The following is an 18054-nucleotide window of genomic DNA, read 5'->3' on the forward strand; positions in this document are numbered from 1 at the left end:
TCTACCCGATCAGGCCTCCGAGGCGGCCAAATTGGGTTTCTTTATAACTCATGCCGGTTTAAAAGGTGTAAGCCACTGCTAGATTATAGTGGTTATCATCGCCGCTTGATAGATTCTTATAATCTGTTTTGATATTATTATACTCTATCCCCGATGAAAGCTTGGGTCCTAACTTCCAGATCAGGTTAGCCGTCAGCGTTTGATTTTTCGAACGGTCACCGTTGTTCAATTGAGCGCTTTCAGGTCGATCTATTCCGTACGCCAGATTTAAATTGATCGACGGAAAGGGTGTAAATGAGAGCTGACTCCAGCCGCCATTCGAAGAGATCTCACTAAAAGTCGTCGGGTTGACCCCTTGCAGAACTCCTCCTAAAAACTGATCTAAATTTTTTCCGGTAAACGCCTCACCTGTCAGGGTAACCGGTCCCAAAGGAAGGGTTAAATCAAGAACTGCGGCGCTGGTCTCCAGAGTTGTTCCACTACCGGTATTTTCATTTCCGCAGTGGCCTGAAACGCCTAACGTCGCAGGTTGATTCATGGCATTCACGGAAAGCGCTATCCTTCCCTGATAAAAGGGATGGGTGGTCTGTTCCCCATATCCGGAAATATCCAATTGTTGTGATCCATTGTTCGTCCAGTTATCACCGGCCATCGGTCTCAGAATTCCTGCGGTCACCAATATTTTTCCGAAATCGTTGAAGGTTATTTTTTGGTCCACTCGAATCTGCGGCATCCGGTTCCATAGATTACCGGAAGAAGAAAGCGGCGCGATCGCGACGTGGGCCAGAGACGTCGGGTTTAACGGGGCGAGAATGATCCAATCCTGTCCGACGGTCACACTGGCACCGGACCAGTCCATTTTAGCATAGGCCAGGCGCAACCGAGGCTGAGGTTGAGCCCCCGCGAAGGTGGAATTAGGGAAATTTCCAAGAAAATCGATTTCAAGAACGGCGCTGGTCTTTGCGTTCCCTAAAACCTCATCGAGGTTTGGTCCCGTTGCTTTAAGAGTAAGCCTTGATTGACGGACCGTTCCTCCGAATGTTCCCGTCGAGGCCGCCGGTTTGCTGTCGGACGTGGCAAAGTTGGGAATATCCGTATTATTAACCCCGGAATCATTATCATAGGTATTGCTTAAAATAAAACCTCCCAGATTAATTGCGCTTTCCTCCGCTTGTGCCAAAAGAACTGAAACAGTAAAATACGCAAAAAACAGGGTAAAATAAAGAAACAGCAAACGGACGTTCATTTTCATCGGATAATCTCCTTAAACGTTAGAATGAATAAAGGGGCCGGGTTGAAATCAATTTGGCAAAGGATTGTTTGAGTCTTAGTGACGTTCATACAAAAATTTCAGAATAGGTTTTTTCAAAGATTGATAGGAAGATAATTCCATAACGGCCAAGCGAGCGCGACATTCTCATACACCGTAAGCCATGGAAGGAGCGCATGGCTTTGAAAAACTACCCCCCTGTCCGGACCCGGTTCTCTTATTTCTTTTCCCTCCAAAATAACCCCGCCAGAAGTCGGAGAGATCAGCCCGGCGGCAATGGAAAGAAGCGTGCTTTTACCGCACCCGGAATGACCGATCAGGGTGACAAACTCTCCTGAATCGATCTTGAGATTAACATTTTTTAATGCTTGATACTCCCCCCCTTTTGTTCGAAAAGTTTTAGACACCATGCTGATTTCCAGCAGAGGATGAAGTAAAGAAGGTTGATTGGCCGGTTGGGTCAACCTACTTTCTGTCGCAGGAAAAGATTCGAATAAAGCGTGCACACGACCTCCTAAGTGATATATTCATATCTTTTGGCAAGGGTTGAAATCAAGAAGTCCAGGATCAGTCCGGTTCCTCCGATAATCAGAATGGCCAGAATAATGTGTTCAAGACTCAGGTTGTTCCACTCATCCCAGATAAAAAATCCGATCCCGGTTCCTCCGGTCAGCATTTCGGCTGCGACAATCACCAGCCACGCGACGCCAAGACCCACTTTTAAACCGGTAAAAATATGAGGCAGCGTTGCCGGAAATAAGATTTTCCAAAGCGTTTGCCATTTTGAAAGTCTGAGAATTCGGGCCACAGCCAAATGGTCCCGATTAATTTGCGAAACGCCAAAAGCCGTATTAATCGTAACAGGCCATATCGCTGTGATAAAAATAACGAAAATAGCCGCCAGACTGGCCCCTTTAAAGGTTGCAAGGCCGATCGGCAGCCACGCAAGGGGAGAAACGGGCCGAAGAATCTGAATTAAAGGATTTAACGCCGCGAGAAATTTAGGAGATGACCCAATCAAAAAACCAAGCGGAACACCGACCAGGGCGGCCAATCCAAATCCGGTTAACACCCGCGTCAGACTCGCCAGGAGATGCCATCCTATCCCTTTGTTGTTGGGACCCGAATCAAGAAAAGGATGAATCATTAATGTCCAGCTCCTGGTAAATGTTTTAATGGGATCGGGAAGAAAGGAACCTCCGAGATGACTGATACCTGCCCAAATTCCAGCCACCACAATAAAAGTGACGGCGGGAAGAATGACTTTATCTGATAACGAAATCGGTTTCATGACGTTCTCCTGATCGGAAATTTTTTCAAATAATCCTCGGGACGGGCGGGATCAAACTCAATGCCGTCAAAAAGAATCTCTTTCCGACCCTCTTCTTTTGGAACAGGAATTCCCAGAGTTTTTGCGGCCTCTCGATAGAGATCGGTCCGGTTGACTGAATCAACGACTTTTTTATAATCAATCGGCTTATCAATAAATCCCCACCGCCGGTCCTGAGTCAGAAACCAGATAGCATGGGACTTCCAGGGAAAGTTGACTTCACCGTTTATATAAAATTTCATGTAGTCAGGATCAACCTCTTTCCTGCCGTCTCCATAATCGTATTGGCCCTGCAACCGGCCGAGAACGACTTCTAACGGCGCATTGACATACTCCTTCCGGGAAATCACTTCGGCGATATGAGGACGGTTCTCCATTTTGTCACAGTATCGTGAAGCTTCAAGAACAGCCATGATGAGTGCTTTAACGGTTTTTGAATTTTTTTCCGCGAATTCCCGAGTCATGCCAAGAACTTTTTCCGGGTGATTTTTCCATATCTGCTGGGTAGTGATCACGGTAAAACCAATATCATCCGCAACCGCTCTTGCGTTCCAGGGCTCTCCCACGCAATATCCATCCATGTTTCCTATTTTCATGTTGGCTACCATCTGCGGAGGCGGGATGGTAATCATTTTAACATCCTGATCGGGATCGATTCCGCCGGAGGCCAGCCAGTAACGAATCCACATCGCATGTGTCCCAGACGGAAAGGTATTGGCAAACGTATAAGTTTTTTTCCCTTTATCCTCGTCGATCACTTTCTTTAAATCCTTTGCTGTTTTTACTCCTCTTTTTTTAAGTTCGTTGCTCAAAGTAATCGCCTGGCCATTTTGATTTAACCCCATGAGAATTGCCATCGGTTTTATCTTGCCTTCCGCCCCGGTGATTCCGAGAGTAGACGCGTAAGGCATTCCATAAAGAATATGGGACGCGGATAGATCCCCAACGGTGAGTTTATCTCTCACGGCCGCCCAGGAAGCTTCTTTGGATATCTCCACCTCCAAACCATATTTTTTATAGAGGCCCAGTTCACCGGCCATCACCACCGAAGCGCAATCGGTCAAAGGAATGAAACCGATTTTTAATTTGGTGATTTCCGGCGTATCTCCCGTGCCCGCAAAAACACCTCTTGATAATGAGGGGAGGCCTGAAAGCAATATTCCCAGGGCGCTCATTCCGGTGGTTTTGATAAAATCACGCCGGCTTATGCCGGATTTTTTTTCTCAGGCATAACCATCTCCTCATCTCAAGATTTAAGGTTTTTAGCGGCTCTTGGAGACACCCATTCCCCTTCTTTAATATTCCATGGATTCCAGATTTCTAACCATGCCCGAAGCAGATCATGACGGGTAATATTTCCAACGAAACAACCTTCTTTTAAAACCGGAAGACGGAGGAGGTGCTGGGATTCCATGATTTCAACGGCCTCCGTTAGGGAGGTTTCACTGGTAATAATGGGCGGTGGAGGTGACATCATTTCCTCTGCCAGAATTTGCTTAAGGTCTTGACCGGCCTTAAGGGCCTTTAATAAATCGATTTCAGTAATTTTTCCAATGACCCTCATTTCGGAGTCGAGTACAGATAGCCCTTGAAAACCTGTTTGAAGGAGTTTAACGGCCGCCTCGTAAGCGATTGTTCCCTCCGATACCGATAGGGTATTCGTGATCCTAACCTCCCCCACAGTTTTAAAAACAGTTTCCATGATTTTTCCTCCCTATTTAAGTTTCTTAAGATTTCATTTATGATGAGTTGCAACTTATATGCCAACTAAAAAAAACCGGAAAAACCGTTAAAAACAGGTTTCTTTAGTAACGAAAGCACCCACACTAACAAAATTGTCTTGTCTTTAATTCGGAATTGTATGAAAAACGTTGCGCAGGGAAACACATCACTAAACAGATTGAAATGATTTGGCAAATAAAAACGCGATCTGCCGCGGCTATTCTTACTTTTAACCGTAAGCTAATGCGTTTGAATTTATGGTGTGATATAACCTGGAATAAATTTTGCTTTTAAATATAGAAAAAGGGAATCATCCATATGATCGTCGGAATGCTGATATCAAAATTAAAAATACCAGGCTAAAAATCGAAAGGAATCAAGGAAACTTTAGCCCCGTCCTCTAATTTTTCAAGGTGTTCAGGGAGGTCCATTAAACAATTCGCTTCGACCATGGAATGAATCAGGTGAGATCCCTGTTCTCCGGTTGTTTTAACCCTCCATTCATGGCCCTCAGAGAAAACAAGCCCTCTTAAAAAGGTCCGCAACCCTTTCTTTTTTCTGATTTCATGAGTGAGTCTGGCATTAAAGGGCGCCGGAAAATATTTAGCCGCGCCTCCCATTTTTTTCAAAAACGGCTCCACGAGAAGCTTGAAGGTCACCATGCAGGAAACCGGATTCCCCGGAAGTCCAAAAAAAGGTTTCCCATTGAATTCCCCAAAAGCAAATGGAGCCCCGGGTCTCATGGCTACCCGCCAAAAGTTCATCTTTCCATGGGTTGTCAGCACCTCTTTGACATAATCAAAATCCCCCATTGAAACGCCCCCGGAGATTACAAGAATATCCGCTGAACTTCCCTCCTGAATCTTTCGCAACAGCGCGTCTTTGGAATCCGGAGAAACCCCCAGAAAAAGGGGCTCGCCGCCGGCTTCTAAAACCTGAGCGCAAAGGGCATGGCCGTTTGAATTGTAGATTTTATTTTCAGCTCTGGGTTCGTTTAATTCGGCCAATTCATCGCCGGTAGAGAGAACCGCGACTTTCGGCTTTTTAAAAACAGAGACGGACCCTTTCCCTAAAGAGGCCAGCATGGCGATTTCCGCGGGACGGATTTTCTTTCCTTGATTTAAAATGACTTCCCCTTTGCGAAAATCCTCCCCTTTACGACGAATATGATCCCCTTTTCCGCCGATCTTTTGAATCAGAACCTTCTCTCCTGTTTTGTCGGTCACCTCCACGGGAACCACAGTATCGGCCCCAAACGGCACCTGTGCGCCGGTCATAATTTTTGCGCACTCCCCTTTTGAAAGCGGAAATCGAGGCGTATGCCCCGCGGGGATGACTTCAACGATTTTTAACGACGCCGGATTTCCCGTTAGGACAGACCGAATGTCTTCCCACTGGAGGGCATATCCATCCATGGCCGAATTGTCCCAGGGAGGTTGATCATGCAAAGCCAGGATATCGTTTGCCAGAATTCGCCCGAGAGCGGACTGGAGCAAACATTCCTCCGGAGCAGTTCTCAGATTATTTTGAAGAATCCGGGCTAAAGCTTCGTCAACCGATATCATGCTGGCCCATCTCCAGGAATCGATTTAACTCTTCTGGCGTATTCACATTGACGAGACTTAAGAGGTTTGGATCTAAAGGCTTGATTTCGTCCGCCCCTATTTCAAGGGTCCTGATCCGTCCAAGAAAATCCATCATTTTAACCTCCCCTGTTTGGAGGCGTGTTTCCATCCGGGAAAGAACTCCTTTAGAATAAACACCGTGAAGGGGATGTAAACCGTCCGGGGTTTTCAGGACCACCGCGTCAAAACCCTTAAGTTTTTCGGTTAAAAACTGAATAACCTTTGGATTTAAGAACGGCATATCGCATGCCGCCGCAAAGACGGGGCCTTTTGAATAAAAAAGTCCCGTATAAATACCCCCTAAAGGGCCCCCGTTCGGATATCGATCGGTAAAAACCGGGATTTCAAAAGAAAGATAAGGCTCTCTCGTTTTAGCAATGATAAACCTTTCTTTAAAAAGGGGTTTTAAGGTATCAAGAGTCCGTTGAATAAGACTTTTTCCTTTAAATTCAATAAAAGCCTTATCCCTTCCCATCCGGAGGCTTTCACCTCCAGCCAGCACAATTGCGGTGTTAACCATTTTATTTCTTCGCTAAAAATTTTGGGGCCCGTGTAGATAAATACTGAAACCCTATGTCTGCTGTGAAACCGCTCCCAAAGCAAGCTCGGAGGCTCGGCCAAGCAAAGCCTGTTCCTCGCTTAATTATTTTTTTAATCATAACTTAAAAAATGGCGATGGGAAAGAAGAAAGGAGGGGGTCTAACTCTTTAAATAAATTTCTCCATTTTTAAGGACAACTTCATAGGTCCTCACTTTTTCATATTCGTTCTTTACGCAACCCGTCTTTAAATTAACCTTGCGGTAATGCAAGGGGCAGACCACTTCTTCTCCAAGGATTAACCCGTCAGAGAGAGGCCCTCCAAGATGCGGACACAAATTTGAAATTGCGAAAATTTTATTTCCGAGATTAAATACCCCAACCGCTTCTCCATTAAGAAAGTATCTTCGCCCTTCCCCTTGAGGAATATCCTGGCAGTTGCCAACCTTAATCAGTCTTTCCACCTGACACCAATTCTTTAAATTGATAGGGGTGTACCGGCCTCTGACTCTCCGTTTTCCAGGGATCGACGACCGCTTCTTTTGAAAGCCTGAAATGTTCTAAAAGCTCGGAGGGCCGTGGAGACTCCGAATCAAAAAGCTCCTGTCTTATTTTTTCTATCCCGACGCGAATGGCAAAATCGTAGGTCCTCTCAAGATAGTTCCCCTCCTCCCGGTAATATTGTAAAAAAAGAGTTGCGGCTCTGATCGCTTCTTCACCCGTTTTAACGGCGATCAGCAAATCCCCTTTTCGAACCGTCATCCCCGCCGCGCCGCCGACGTAAATTTCCCAACCGGTCTGGATTGCCACGATGCCAATGTCTTTCACATAGGATTCCGCGCAATTCCGGGGACACCCGGATACCGCCATTTTAACCTTATGGGGGGTGTAAAGCCCTTCAAACAGCTTTTCCATTTCAATCCCGAGAGAAGTCGAATCCTGGACCCCAAAACGGCAAAACTCGGTCCCGACACAGGTTTTTACCGTCCTGATTGCTTTGGCATAAGCATGTCCCGACGGCATTCCAAGATCGGCCCAAATGAGCGGGAGCTGGTCTTTCTTAACGCCGAGGAGATCGATCCTCTGTCCGCCGGTTAATTTCACCATAGGGACTTCGTATTTGTCAGCCACGTCAGCAATTCGGCGCAACTCAGAGGAAGACGTTACCCCGCCGTAAATCCTCGGAACCACCGAAAAGGTACCGTCCTTCTGGATATTGGCATGAACCCGATCGTTAATATATCTGGCGTTTCGCTCCTCTTTGTGACGCTCCAGCCAGATTTCAGACAAAAGATAACTCAATCCGGGCTTGCAATAGGCGCACCCCACGCCGTTTCCCAACCGGGTTAAAACCTCTGAAGGGGCCCTTAACTCCATTTCGCGGATCTGACTCACGAGTTCCTTTCTTGACAGGATAAAACAGGGACAAAAGAAATCCTGTTTTTTGCCTACCGCCACATATTCCCCTCCCAAGACCTCTTGAAGAATTTGGTCAACCAGCGGTCCACAGCTTTTGCAGGAGGTACAGGCTTTCGTTTTTTCGCCAACCCCCTCCCGGGTCGTTAATTCATACTCTTTAACGGCACAGACAATCGTCTTTTTGGTTACCCCCATGCATCCGCAAATGGTGTCGTTATCTCCCAAAACCATCTGCGCCTGACTACCGGGTGTAGTTTCACCTAATAAAAGGGTCCTCCGGAAGAGCGTGACATCGGTCTGATTTTTAACCAGTTGAAGCAGACGGCCTCCATCGTTGATATCTCCCAGCAAAATTGCCCCAACGATCCGATTCCCCTGCAATACAATTTTTTTATATAAAGAAATCCCCCTGTCTGAATAGGTCAGTGACTCACATCCCGGGCCCGTCCCCATAAAATTACCCATGGAAACCAGGTCAATTCCAGCCACCTTTAAGGTGGTGGCCACCACCGATCCTTCATAATTCTGAGCCGGTTTTCCAATCAGGGTATTGGCCGCCACTCGCGCCTGTTCATATAAAGGGGCAACGATTCCATAGGTTTTTCCCCGATGTTCAACACATTCTCCCACCGCGTAGACTCCGGGATGGCTGGTTTCCATCGCGTCATTAACGATGATCCCCCGGTTCGTTTTAATCCCCGCCATTTTTGCCAATTCGATATTCGGCCGAATGCCGGTCGAAATGACCACCATGTCTGCTTCGTACGCTTTTCCGTTTGAAAATTCGACCCCTTCGACGGTACCGTTGCCGATAATTTCCGTTGCTGAATGATTTAAATGAACCGTCATCCCTAAATGTTCAATCTCCTTCTTTAGGATTAATCCGGCTTCATCATCCAGTTGCAGTTCCATTAACCGGTCAACCAGGTGAAAAATGGTGACGTTCAGTCCCCGTTGAACCAGCGCTCTCCCCGCTTCGAGCCCCAGCAACCCTCCCCCGATTACGGCGACTCTTCTGGACTGTTTCGAAAATTCAATCATTCCCTCCGTGTCCTCCATATTCCGGTAGGCAAAGACGCCCCTTTTTTCGACCCCTTTGACGGGTGGAATAAAGGGATGACTCCCCGTGGCGATGAGAAGTTTGTCATAAGGGGTAACTCTACCTTCATCGTCCTGGAGGGTTTTGGCCGTGGGATCAATGGCGGTCACTTTTTTGTTCAGATGGAGATGAATATGGTTTTTGAAGTACCACTCCATGCTATTTAAATAGGTCTCTTCGGGCTTTATTTTACCGGAGAGGATATCGGACAAAAGAATCCGGTTATAGTTGACATACGGTTCCGCGCCAAAAACGGTAATATCAAAATCTCCCTTGAGCGCAAGAACGTTTTCAACCACCGCGATCCCGGCCATCCCGTTCCCGATGACTACTAATTTTGGCTTACTTCCAATTTGCATAAATGACTCCGGTCAGGGTATGCCGGGGTGTGTTCCGAACAGCGACCTCTTCGAAGTTTGGTTACCTTTTATTAATGTATAAAAGATAGCTGGTAAACTTCGGAGCGCGAGCAGATCGGAATTCATCCTGGCATGCCCGTGTTAATCAATGACATTGATCTAATACCCCGACAACCCGATCCTTTGCCAGTCCTGTTTCCCTGGCAAAATTTTCAAACCCTTTATTTTTCAGAAAAAAAGCTCCCGGCATCGTGGTGGGAATGACCACGTTGTAAAAAATAGCCCGATCAACGATTTGCCAAGCCGCCGCGGTCAAAAACGAAATTAGGATCGATCCGAAAAGAGCTCCCGAAACCGGTAGAAACAGCATGACGACCAGGTTGAGAAAAAGAAAACCCTGTAAAACCCAGTCGAGTTTGAGGAACCCCGGGTAAGCCTCCTGAAGGTGCTGAAACGACGCCTGAGACTCTCCGCTGTGACCTTTTAGATACCGGAAAAACAAAATTCGGGAAAAGTAACGAATGAGAAGATAAAGTGAAACCAATCCCAGGAGGCCTTGTTTTAACCCGGTATAAAAGGAGATCTGCCGACCGCTAAAGACGCCACCGATGAGCGGATAGGCTAAAAAGAGGCTCGTCATTAACAAACCTAAAATCGTCATGGTTCCGAAAAACGAGACAACCGTATGGGGGTGATTCCAATAGGGTCGGGCCGGAATCAAATAACAGTTGGACATGGCGACGAGACTCAAAATTCCCATTATCGCCGTTCCTCCTCCCAACAGGGTCAACAGCCCGGAAGGAAGCAGGTGAAAGGTCTGAAAAAAGATATAAGCGGCCAACCCGCCGAAAAAACTCCCGACGGTCAAAATCTCCCGGCTGACCCAGGAATAACGGAGATTATTCAGCGCCCGGTAGCAATATTGAGGTTTTCCCAGGTGTCCGGTCGAAAGCGCCAGGGCGGTAAATAAACAGCCCGCCAACGTCAACAACATCGCCCTCTCCGGAGCGAGAGGGGAGAGCGGACTGCCAAAAAAAGAGTAACCGATGAAGGCTAAAAACCCTCCGACGACCATTTGAGACAACAGCGTAAAAAAGACCAGGGGCGTTTCGTTTGAAGCGAGGGAATTCCAGGTCAGGGGTTTGAGCGCCAACGGCTTTATCCCTCCCCCTTGGGAATGTTTGTTGGAGTAGTTGACCGGTTCCACATCGGTACGATATTGGATATCCGGGGTTTCTTTTATCTGCTTAAACCGGATATTCGGTTGGGAAAGGGAAGGGTCGGGAAAACCTGAAATCTGAAGGAGGGCCTGACCCCTTTCATTCTCCATCTTTGCAACCTCGCCGAATTCAAGCGCATGGCCAAGACAGGCAGAAACGCACGCCGGTTTCAGTCCCACGTCAAGCCGATCGACACACATATTACATTTGCTGACCGACCCCGTTTCAGGGTTATAGGCAGGCGCGTTATAAGGGCAAACCCACGTGCAATATTGACAGCCGAAACAGATATCCGAGTCCTGAATCACCGCGCCATATTTTTCATATTTAACGTAAGCGCCCGTCGGGCACCCTTTCAAGCAGACCGGGTCTGTACAATGATTGCAGGCCATCGACGTGTTGACCCGTGTAAATTGGGGATAAGAGCCCCCTTCGACATAACCGACCTTTCTCCACGCGATATGAGACGGGAGATTGTTTTTTTCACTGCAGGCCGCCTCGCAGGAATGACATCCGATACAGTTATCTGCCGTAAAATGGAAGCCCATCTGGGTTTGAACCGGGAACATCACTTCGGCTTTAGACATAGTTCCCCACCTATCTTATTTGGGGGCCCTTCGTGAAATCCTCCGATGCCCCCAATCCCCGTCATTCGCACAGGCACAGCCTGATGCTCATTCCCTTTCCGATGAGTCGTATGGTTCAAATTCAAAGACCCTGATTCATTGACAGGAGCGATCTTAACGGCACACTGCTTGTAGGCTGGTTGACGGGAGTAAGGATCCAATAACCCCAGCGTAAGCAAATTCGCCCCCTTTGCAAAATGAAACGGGATAAAAACCATGCCGGGAGCAACCCGCTCCGTCAATTGCACCATAACCTGCAACTTTCCCCTCCGTGATTCCATTTGAGCATGGTCCATGTGGGATAAATCTAACCTCCGAGCGTCTCCCGGATGCATTTCCACGTACGGAACAGGTGAAAATTTGTTTAAATTTCCAATTTTTCCCGTTTTAGTCCGCGTGTGCCAATGTTCAATGACCCGGCCGGTATTAAGCCAGAAAGGATATTCAAGATCAGGACGTTCGTTATTATCGATAAAATCGAGCGGGATAAGATTGGCTTTTCCTGATTCCGAAGCAAATTTTCCGTCCGAATATAACCGGGGGGTTCCCGGTCCTTCTGAAGAGTTAGCTTCGCTGGTGAACCCGGGCTTGCGCATCAGGCTTTGCCTGTGCGAAAGCGGGGCTTGGGGGTATTGAGAGCTTTGCTCGAAGACCCCCAAATCTGATCGAGCGGGCCACTGAATGCCGCCATGCTTCTTCAGCAGATCGTAAGTCATCCCGGAATAGTCGCATAACCTTCCTTTGCTGACCTCCCCCATCTCGGCAAAAACTGCCTCCGGTGTTTTACTTTTCATCAACGGGCCCAGCCCCATCTTTTCAGCAAGCCCGATAAAAATATCGAGGTCAGGTTTTGCTTCACCAGGCGGATCGACCGCTTTTTCGACCAGGTTGACTCTCCGTTCGGTGTTGGTAAATGTTCCGGTTTTCTCCGACCACATCGCCGCCGGAAGGTAAACATCCGCGTATTTTGCCGACTCAACCGAATAGTAAACGTCCTGTACAACTAAAAATTCCAATTGATTTAAGATCTTTTCAATCCGCCCCGTATCCGCCATCGACGTCATCGGATTGGTGGCAATCAACCAGAGCCCTTTAATAATCCCCTTCTCGATTTCCGGAAAAATATCGGTCATCTGGAGACCCCGTTTTGCGGGAAAAATCGATTCATCCAGCCCCCACAATCGGGCGATTTCTTCGCGATGCTCAGGGTTTTCCAATTGACGATACGCTGGAAGGCCGGAGCAGGATGAAAACTCCCGGGTTCCCATCGCATTGCATTGTCCGGTAATGGAAAGTGACGTTCCTCCGGGTTTTCCGATATTTCCGGTAATCAGCGCCAGGTTATTGATCGCTACAACGCCATCTGTTCCGTGTGTTGACTGATTAATGCCCATGGTCCAAATCGACATGGCAGATTTAGCTTTTCCGTAAATCCTGGCGACCCGGATGATTGTGTCTCTGGGGATACCGGTTATTTTCTCCGCGTAAGCCGGGGAAAATTTCAAAACCATTGATCTAAATTCAGAAAATCCTTTAGTATGAGAGGCAATATAATCCTCCTTATGAAGCCGCTCTTCCAAAATGACATGGGCCAGAGCGTTTAATAAAACAACGTCAGTTCCAGGTAAAATAGGGAGATGAATGTCTGCCATCTGGGCGAAGGTCGTTACCCGCGGATCAATCACAATGACCGGAAAATGCCGTTTCTCTAATTCTGTCTTAAGCCGGTAATAAATAATAGGATGGCACTCGACCAGATTTGATCCAAAAGCCAGGAGACATTCCGTATGCTCAAAATCGTCATAACAGCCCGGCGGGCCGTCGCTTCCAAATGATTTTTTATATCCCGAAACCGCGCTCGCCATGCATAAAGTGGTGTTTCCATCATAATTGTTGGTCCCCAGTCCTCCCCGGACCAACTTTCCAAGGGTGTAAAATTCTTCCGTATAAATCTGTCCGGTGCTTACAACCGCCAGCGCGTCTTTCCCATAGGTTTTCATGATCCGGCTGAATTCAAAGGCCGTGTGGTCCAAAACCTGATCCCAGGAGAGTCGTTCCATCGGTAGATTCCGGTTCTTTCGGTGTAGCGGGTATTCCCCTCTCTCGCGGGTTGTCATCACCTCAAATTCCCAGATCCCCTTCAGGCAAAGCTTTCCTTGATTAACGGGATGATCTGCTTTCCCGCGAACGGTTACGGCTTTTCCGTCTTTAACCCCCAGTTCGATACCGCATCCGGTTGAACAGTAGCCGCAGGTCGTGTAGACCCATTTATCAACCGGTTTCTGGTGAATCTTCGGAACCCGGGTTTGCCGCTGTTTATTGGTAAACCATAAATTCATCTATTATCACCTATTCAAACAATACGTATCAGCAACCTAGCCGTTGAGAAGGGGTTAGTTGCAAGGCGGAACGAGACCTCGCACCGGAGCGTACAGAGTTAGTACGTGAGGATGCGAGGGTGAAGTGACAACGCAGCAAATAGCCCCTTATCGACGGATCAGTTATCCGCCCCAGACCACGTCCATGGATACCCGTCCTGATGCAGTCAGTCCCTGTGAACGACTGGCCCCGATCAGCCATTTTCTTCTTTTCCAGGATCTTTGATAAATCAAGACCAGACTCAGAAAACCCGAAAAAAGCACCGCGCCGAAAACAAAAAAGCCGTTTCCAAAAGAGCCGGTCATATCTTTTAGAAAACCAAAAAGGGTGGGAAGGAAAAATCCTCCCATCCCTCCTGCCGCTCCGACAATTCCGGTAATCATTCCTATTTCTGCTTTAAACCGTTGAGGAATAATTTGGAAAACCGATCCATTTCCCATTCCCAAACAAAGTAACGTAAAAAATAGAAAGAAAATTGCCCATTTCAAGGAAGGGAGCATTCCAATGCCTGCCATTAAAACCGTCACGGTCATAAACAATACCGAAAGAACTTTCACCCCTCCAAACCGATCAGAAATATATCCTCCGATAGGACGGCAAAACGAGCCGGCAAACACACAAAGCGCCATGAGATTTCCCGCCATGATTTTGCTTAATTGATACTGGTCATGAAAAAAAATCGGCAAATAACTCGCCAGCCCGACGAACCCTCCAAAAGTCACGGCATAGAAGAAATTAAACCACCAGCAATCCGAAGTTTTGAGAATCTGCAAATACGACCGGAACTGTTTCGGTTCAGGTTGATGAGGACTGTCTTTAGCAAAAAATAAAAAAGCCGCCAAAGTCATCAAGACAGGGACTAAAGCCAGACCAAAAACGGCATGCCATCCCCAGAGACCGGCTAACCGCGGAGCCGCCAATGCGGTAAACACTGTTCCGCTGTTCCCTGCGCCTGCAATTCCCAGGGCCATCCCTTGAGATTCAGGAGGATACCAGCGGCTGGCCAGAGGAAGGGCAACGGCAAAACTTGCCCCTGCCACTCCTAATAAAAGACCCATCGCCAGAACTTGTGAAAAAGAGCCTGCAAACAACCACCCCCATAAGAGAGGAATCGTGGTGAGAAGCAACCCTATGACTCCCGTTCTTTTTGGACCCAGGTAATCGGTTAAAAATCCCGCCGGAAGCCTGAGCATTGCCCCGCCAAGAAGCGGGAAAGCCACCATGAGTCCTTTTTGTGTCGACGTTAAGGCAAGATCCTGAGTCACATACAAAGCAAGCGGGCCTAATAACACCCAGACCATAAAACTGATATCAAAATAAAGAAAGGCAGAAAATAAAGAGCCGGGATGTCCCTGTTTGATCGCTTTAATGAGTGTCATTTTTGGATCTCTCCCGTCCGGATGGTAAAGACTTCCTCTATCGATGATACGAAAATTTTCCCATCGCCGTAATTCCCTGTAAATGCGGCTTTGGAAATAGCATTGATTGCTTTTTCGCATTCTTGATCTTCCACAACAATCATGAGCATGAGTTTGGATAACTCTTCATAGATGGTGTCCCCCACCTGAACCCCCCGTTGTTTCCCACGCCCTAAGACATCCACTTTCGTCATTCCATAAATTCCTTCAGATTCCAATTGCCGCAAAACTTCCGCTTCTTTTTCCGGGCGAATAATGGCTTTAATCATTTTCATTGGAGGCATACTTCTCCTTCTAATCCATTTCTAATTTGAATTGCCTCTTCGACAGGAAGGACAAATATTTTGCCGTCCCCCGGTTTTCCACTCTGATTTGATCGGATCAAACTTTGAATGACCAAAGGGACATCCCGGTCGGCAACAATTAAAGAAAGGTATATTTTAGGAACAAACTGGATTTCGATTTTGTCTTTCTTTCCTCTCCAAAAAAAGAACGCCCTCGGCGCATATCGAAGACCTCTCTGCCGGCTCCTCCCCAACACGCGAAAAACGGTATAAGCAGGAAACCCTTCGGATTGAAGATTTTGCTTGGTTGCAAAAGCTTTGGACGGTCTGATCAATGCAATGATTTCTTTCATATACGTTGAAAGAATAATGCAAACGCTATGCCATAAAATTAAATCAGTTTAACCTATTGATTTAAAAGATATTTTTTATAAATTGGTTTAAACGAGAGACATTATGACATTCAAAAATGTTGGAATGCGTGGAGAACATGACATTTTTGTTTTATTAGAAAGTGGTTTTTTAATCGAGGGAGAACTCTTTTCTCCAGTAATTTAAAATATCTTCCAGGGTCTGTTTGAGAGGGATCGATGGAGTCCATCCTGTGGCTCCCTTTAACCTGGAACAATCCCCTATTTGAATCGGCGTATCGGACCTTCTTAATTTGGTCGGGTTGATCCGAATCTCGATCGGAACCTGAGACATCCCCAAGAGGGTCTCTAAAATAAAACCAACGGAAACGGCCTTTTCTGACGCGACATGGTATACCTCTCCGGCTTTTCCCTTTTCGATGAGCATCCCGTAGGCCCGTACCATATCCCGAACGTCGGTAAAATCCCTTTCGGCTTCTAAATTTCCTATTTCAATAAAAGGTTCATGAAGCCCATGTTCAATTCTTGCGATTTGCCAGGCAAAATCAGAACAGACAAACTTCGGACTCTGACGCGGCCCAATATGATTAAATGGACGCACCCGGATGATGGGAAGGTTGTAGGCATAAAAATAATGGTAGCCGATTAAGTCCGCGGCCGCTTTACTTAACCCATAGGGATGAATCGGACGAAGCGCCTGTTCTTCTTTCAACGGCATCTCCTCTTCATTGACGATTCCATAAACATCCGCAGAAAGCACCGAAAGAATCCAGGGATTCAGGCGGTTTTTAATCACCGCTTCGAAAAGATTCATCGTCCCGATGGCATTTATTTCAAACGCCATTCTGGGGTCTTGCCAGGCATCCACCACAAAAGCCATTCCCGCCAGATGATAAATTTCATCCGGCAAAACGGTTTGGATAATTTGAAAAACTTCTTTTTCGTTTTGAATCATGCAAGGGAATAGATTGACCCTTTCGCGGATTGCCGAAAGATGATTTAGATGATCCGCCTCAATATAGGTTCCTGATACCTCTCGCCCGGTTGAAAGGAGGTATTCAGCAAGGTGGCTCCCGACGAATCCGCTCATTCCTGTAATCAAGGCTTTTTTCATTGACCAACGCTCCCCGTCGTTCTATTCAGGGGCCTTCGCAAACTGAGCTCAATGCCCCCGAACCCCGTGCTACGCACCGGCTAAGCCGGCTGCTTCGCAATAACCTCCTGATAAGCTTTTTCCACCTGACCCACAATCGGGGTCCATCGAAAATGTTCTTCAACCTTTTTAAAACCAGAAAGACCGTACCGCTCACCCGTTTCCCGATGATCCAAAATAAATTGGATTTTTTCCTTCAGGTCTTCAGAATCACCAGGCTGAAAGAGAAGACCATTCTTACGATCTTCAATCACGGCTCTAACACCCGGGAGGGAAGAACCAATAACCGGTTTTCCACAGGCCATCGCTTCCAACAGCACAAGGCCAAAAGCTTCAGAACGATTGATGGAGGGGAGAATGGTCATATCAGCCAGGTTATAGTAATCGGGCAATTCCTGATCGGTCACCCCTGTAATAAATGCGACCTGATTCTGCATCTCCCTTTTTCTAACCTGATCCCGATAAACGGGGATCAGGTCGCCATTTCCGACGATCAGAAGCTTAATCCCCGGGCGTTTTAATTTCGCAACGGCTTCGATGAGGAGGTTCACCCCTTTAAAATAATGAGCCCGGTCCAATCCTCCCACGAATAAAATCACCGAATCGCTGGAGGAAAGGTTTAAACGGCCTGCTAACTTTTCATTTCTCTCTTTAGGCTGGAATAAATTAGAAACGCCGTAGGGAATAACCTTTACAGGTTTTCGAGTCATGTAACGGGAGATCGCACTGCTGTCCGAATAATCCTGGGTGGCGGACAAAATAGCGGAAGATTGGTTAATTAATACAGGTAAAACTGTCTTTGCGTACCCTTTAAAAAATAACTTAATGACCCCGTCTCCGATAACATCCATGTGATAACTTAAAATGATTCTGGGAGGTTTGACGAAAATCCACGGAAGAAAAAGAGTCCATTCAGCTCCTCCGAAAAATGGATAATGAAGATGAACAATGTCAAAAGAGGAAAGTTTCCAGAGAAGTTGGGGTACCAGCGCGGCATTCCCATATTTTAGCCAGGGTCCCAGCCGATGGACCTTAAACCTGTTTTCCCGATCCAGCGCCCTGGCTCCCTCATCATAATTAGGTGTAAACACCTCAATCTCATGGCCCAGAAGAGCCAGTTCTCTGGCATAATGGTACGCGATGTTTCCAATTCCCCCGTGGTACGGAGGAAAGGTCGAAACCAGATGTGCAATTTTCATCGATATATATTCAGGGGCCCGTGCGGTTTCACTTCGTGAAAA

16 protein-coding genes are annotated in these 18054 nt (G+C 47.1%); all 16 read right to left on the minus strand.

The annotated features are described in order from the left end of the window. Positions 1–58: 58 nt before the first annotated feature. Complete coding sequence (locus HYR79_10680) at positions 59–1252, minus strand: hypothetical protein (GenBank protein MBI1822161.1); 1194 nt, start codon at positions 1250–1252, stop codon at positions 59–61. Between the two features lie 113 nt (positions 1253–1365). Next, complete coding sequence (locus tag HYR79_10685) at positions 1366–1680, minus strand: ATP-binding cassette domain-containing protein (GenBank protein ID MBI1822162.1); 315 nt, start codon at positions 1678–1680, stop codon at positions 1366–1368. A 104-nt stretch (positions 1681–1784) separates the two neighbouring features. Then, complete coding sequence (gene ntrB, locus HYR79_10690) at positions 1785–2561, minus strand: nitrate ABC transporter permease (protein MBI1822163.1); 777 nt, start codon at positions 2559–2561, stop codon at positions 1785–1787. Further along, positions 2558–3775 carry an ABC transporter substrate-binding protein gene (locus tag HYR79_10695; protein MBI1822164.1) on the minus strand — a complete coding sequence of 406 codons (1218 nt, stop codon included), beginning with the start codon at positions 3773–3775 and terminating at the stop codon, positions 2558–2560. The genes ntrB and HYR79_10695 overlap by 4 nt, the downstream gene beginning before the upstream one ends. 71 nt (positions 3776–3846) lie before the next feature. Beyond that, positions 3847–4302: a CBS domain-containing protein gene (locus tag HYR79_10700; protein MBI1822165.1), complete on the minus strand. Its 456-nt coding sequence runs from the start codon at positions 4300–4302 to the stop codon at positions 3847–3849. A 379-nt stretch (positions 4303–4681) separates the two neighbouring features. Then, complete coding sequence (locus HYR79_10705; protein MBI1822166.1) at positions 4682–5887, minus strand: molybdopterin molybdotransferase MoeA; 1206 nt, start codon at positions 5885–5887, stop codon at positions 4682–4684. Next, positions 5874–6467, minus strand: a complete 594-nt coding sequence (locus HYR79_10710) for a molybdenum cofactor guanylyltransferase (GenBank protein ID MBI1822167.1) — start codon at positions 6465–6467, stop codon at positions 5874–5876. The genes HYR79_10705 and HYR79_10710 overlap by 14 nt, the downstream gene beginning before the upstream one ends. Positions 6468–6646: 179 nt before the next feature. Continuing rightward, on the minus strand, positions 6647–6949 hold the full coding sequence (locus tag HYR79_10715) for a nitrite reductase (NAD(P)H) small subunit (protein ID MBI1822168.1): 303 nt from the start codon (positions 6947–6949) through the stop codon (positions 6647–6649). Then, positions 6933–9362 carry an NAD(P)/FAD-dependent oxidoreductase gene (locus tag HYR79_10720; GenBank protein ID MBI1822169.1) on the minus strand — a complete coding sequence of 810 codons (2430 nt, stop codon included), beginning with the start codon at positions 9360–9362 and terminating at the stop codon, positions 6933–6935. The genes HYR79_10715 and HYR79_10720 overlap by 17 nt, the downstream gene beginning before the upstream one ends. Positions 9363–9507: 145 nt before the next feature. After that, entirely contained in the window at positions 9508–11169 is a 1662-nt protein-coding gene (locus HYR79_10725) for a dimethyl sulfoxide reductase anchor subunit (protein MBI1822170.1), read from the minus strand. Continuing rightward, complete coding sequence (locus tag HYR79_10730; GenBank protein MBI1822171.1) at positions 11151–13547, minus strand: nitrate reductase; 2397 nt, start codon at positions 13545–13547, stop codon at positions 11151–11153. The genes HYR79_10725 and HYR79_10730 overlap by 19 nt, the downstream gene beginning before the upstream one ends. A 162-nt stretch (positions 13548–13709) precedes the next feature. Beyond that, positions 13710–14966 carry a NarK/NasA family nitrate transporter gene (locus HYR79_10735; GenBank protein ID MBI1822172.1) on the minus strand — a complete coding sequence of 419 codons (1257 nt, stop codon included), beginning with the start codon at positions 14964–14966 and terminating at the stop codon, positions 13710–13712. Then, positions 14963–15280: a P-II family nitrogen regulator gene (locus HYR79_10740; protein ID MBI1822173.1), complete on the minus strand. Its 318-nt coding sequence runs from the start codon at positions 15278–15280 to the stop codon at positions 14963–14965. The genes HYR79_10735 and HYR79_10740 overlap by 4 nt, the downstream gene beginning before the upstream one ends. After that, positions 15277–15624, minus strand: coding sequence for a P-II family nitrogen regulator (locus HYR79_10745; protein MBI1822174.1), 348 nt, complete (start codon positions 15622–15624; stop codon positions 15277–15279). The genes HYR79_10740 and HYR79_10745 overlap by 4 nt, the downstream gene beginning before the upstream one ends. Before the next feature lie 187 nt (positions 15625–15811). Then, positions 15812–16774 (minus strand): GDP-mannose 4,6-dehydratase, encoded by a 963-nt coding sequence (locus HYR79_10750; GenBank protein ID MBI1822175.1) that lies wholly within the window; start codon positions 16772–16774, stop codon positions 15812–15814. An 80-nt stretch (positions 16775–16854) separates the two neighbouring features. Next, entirely contained in the window at positions 16855–18012 is a 1158-nt protein-coding gene (locus tag HYR79_10755; protein MBI1822176.1) for a glycosyltransferase family 4 protein, read from the minus strand. Positions 18013–18054 lie beyond the last annotated feature (42 nt).

Source organism: Nitrospirota bacterium, from assembly GCA_016178585.1.
Lineage (GTDB): Bacteria > Nitrospirota > Nitrospiria > JACQBW01 > JACQBW01 > JACOTA01.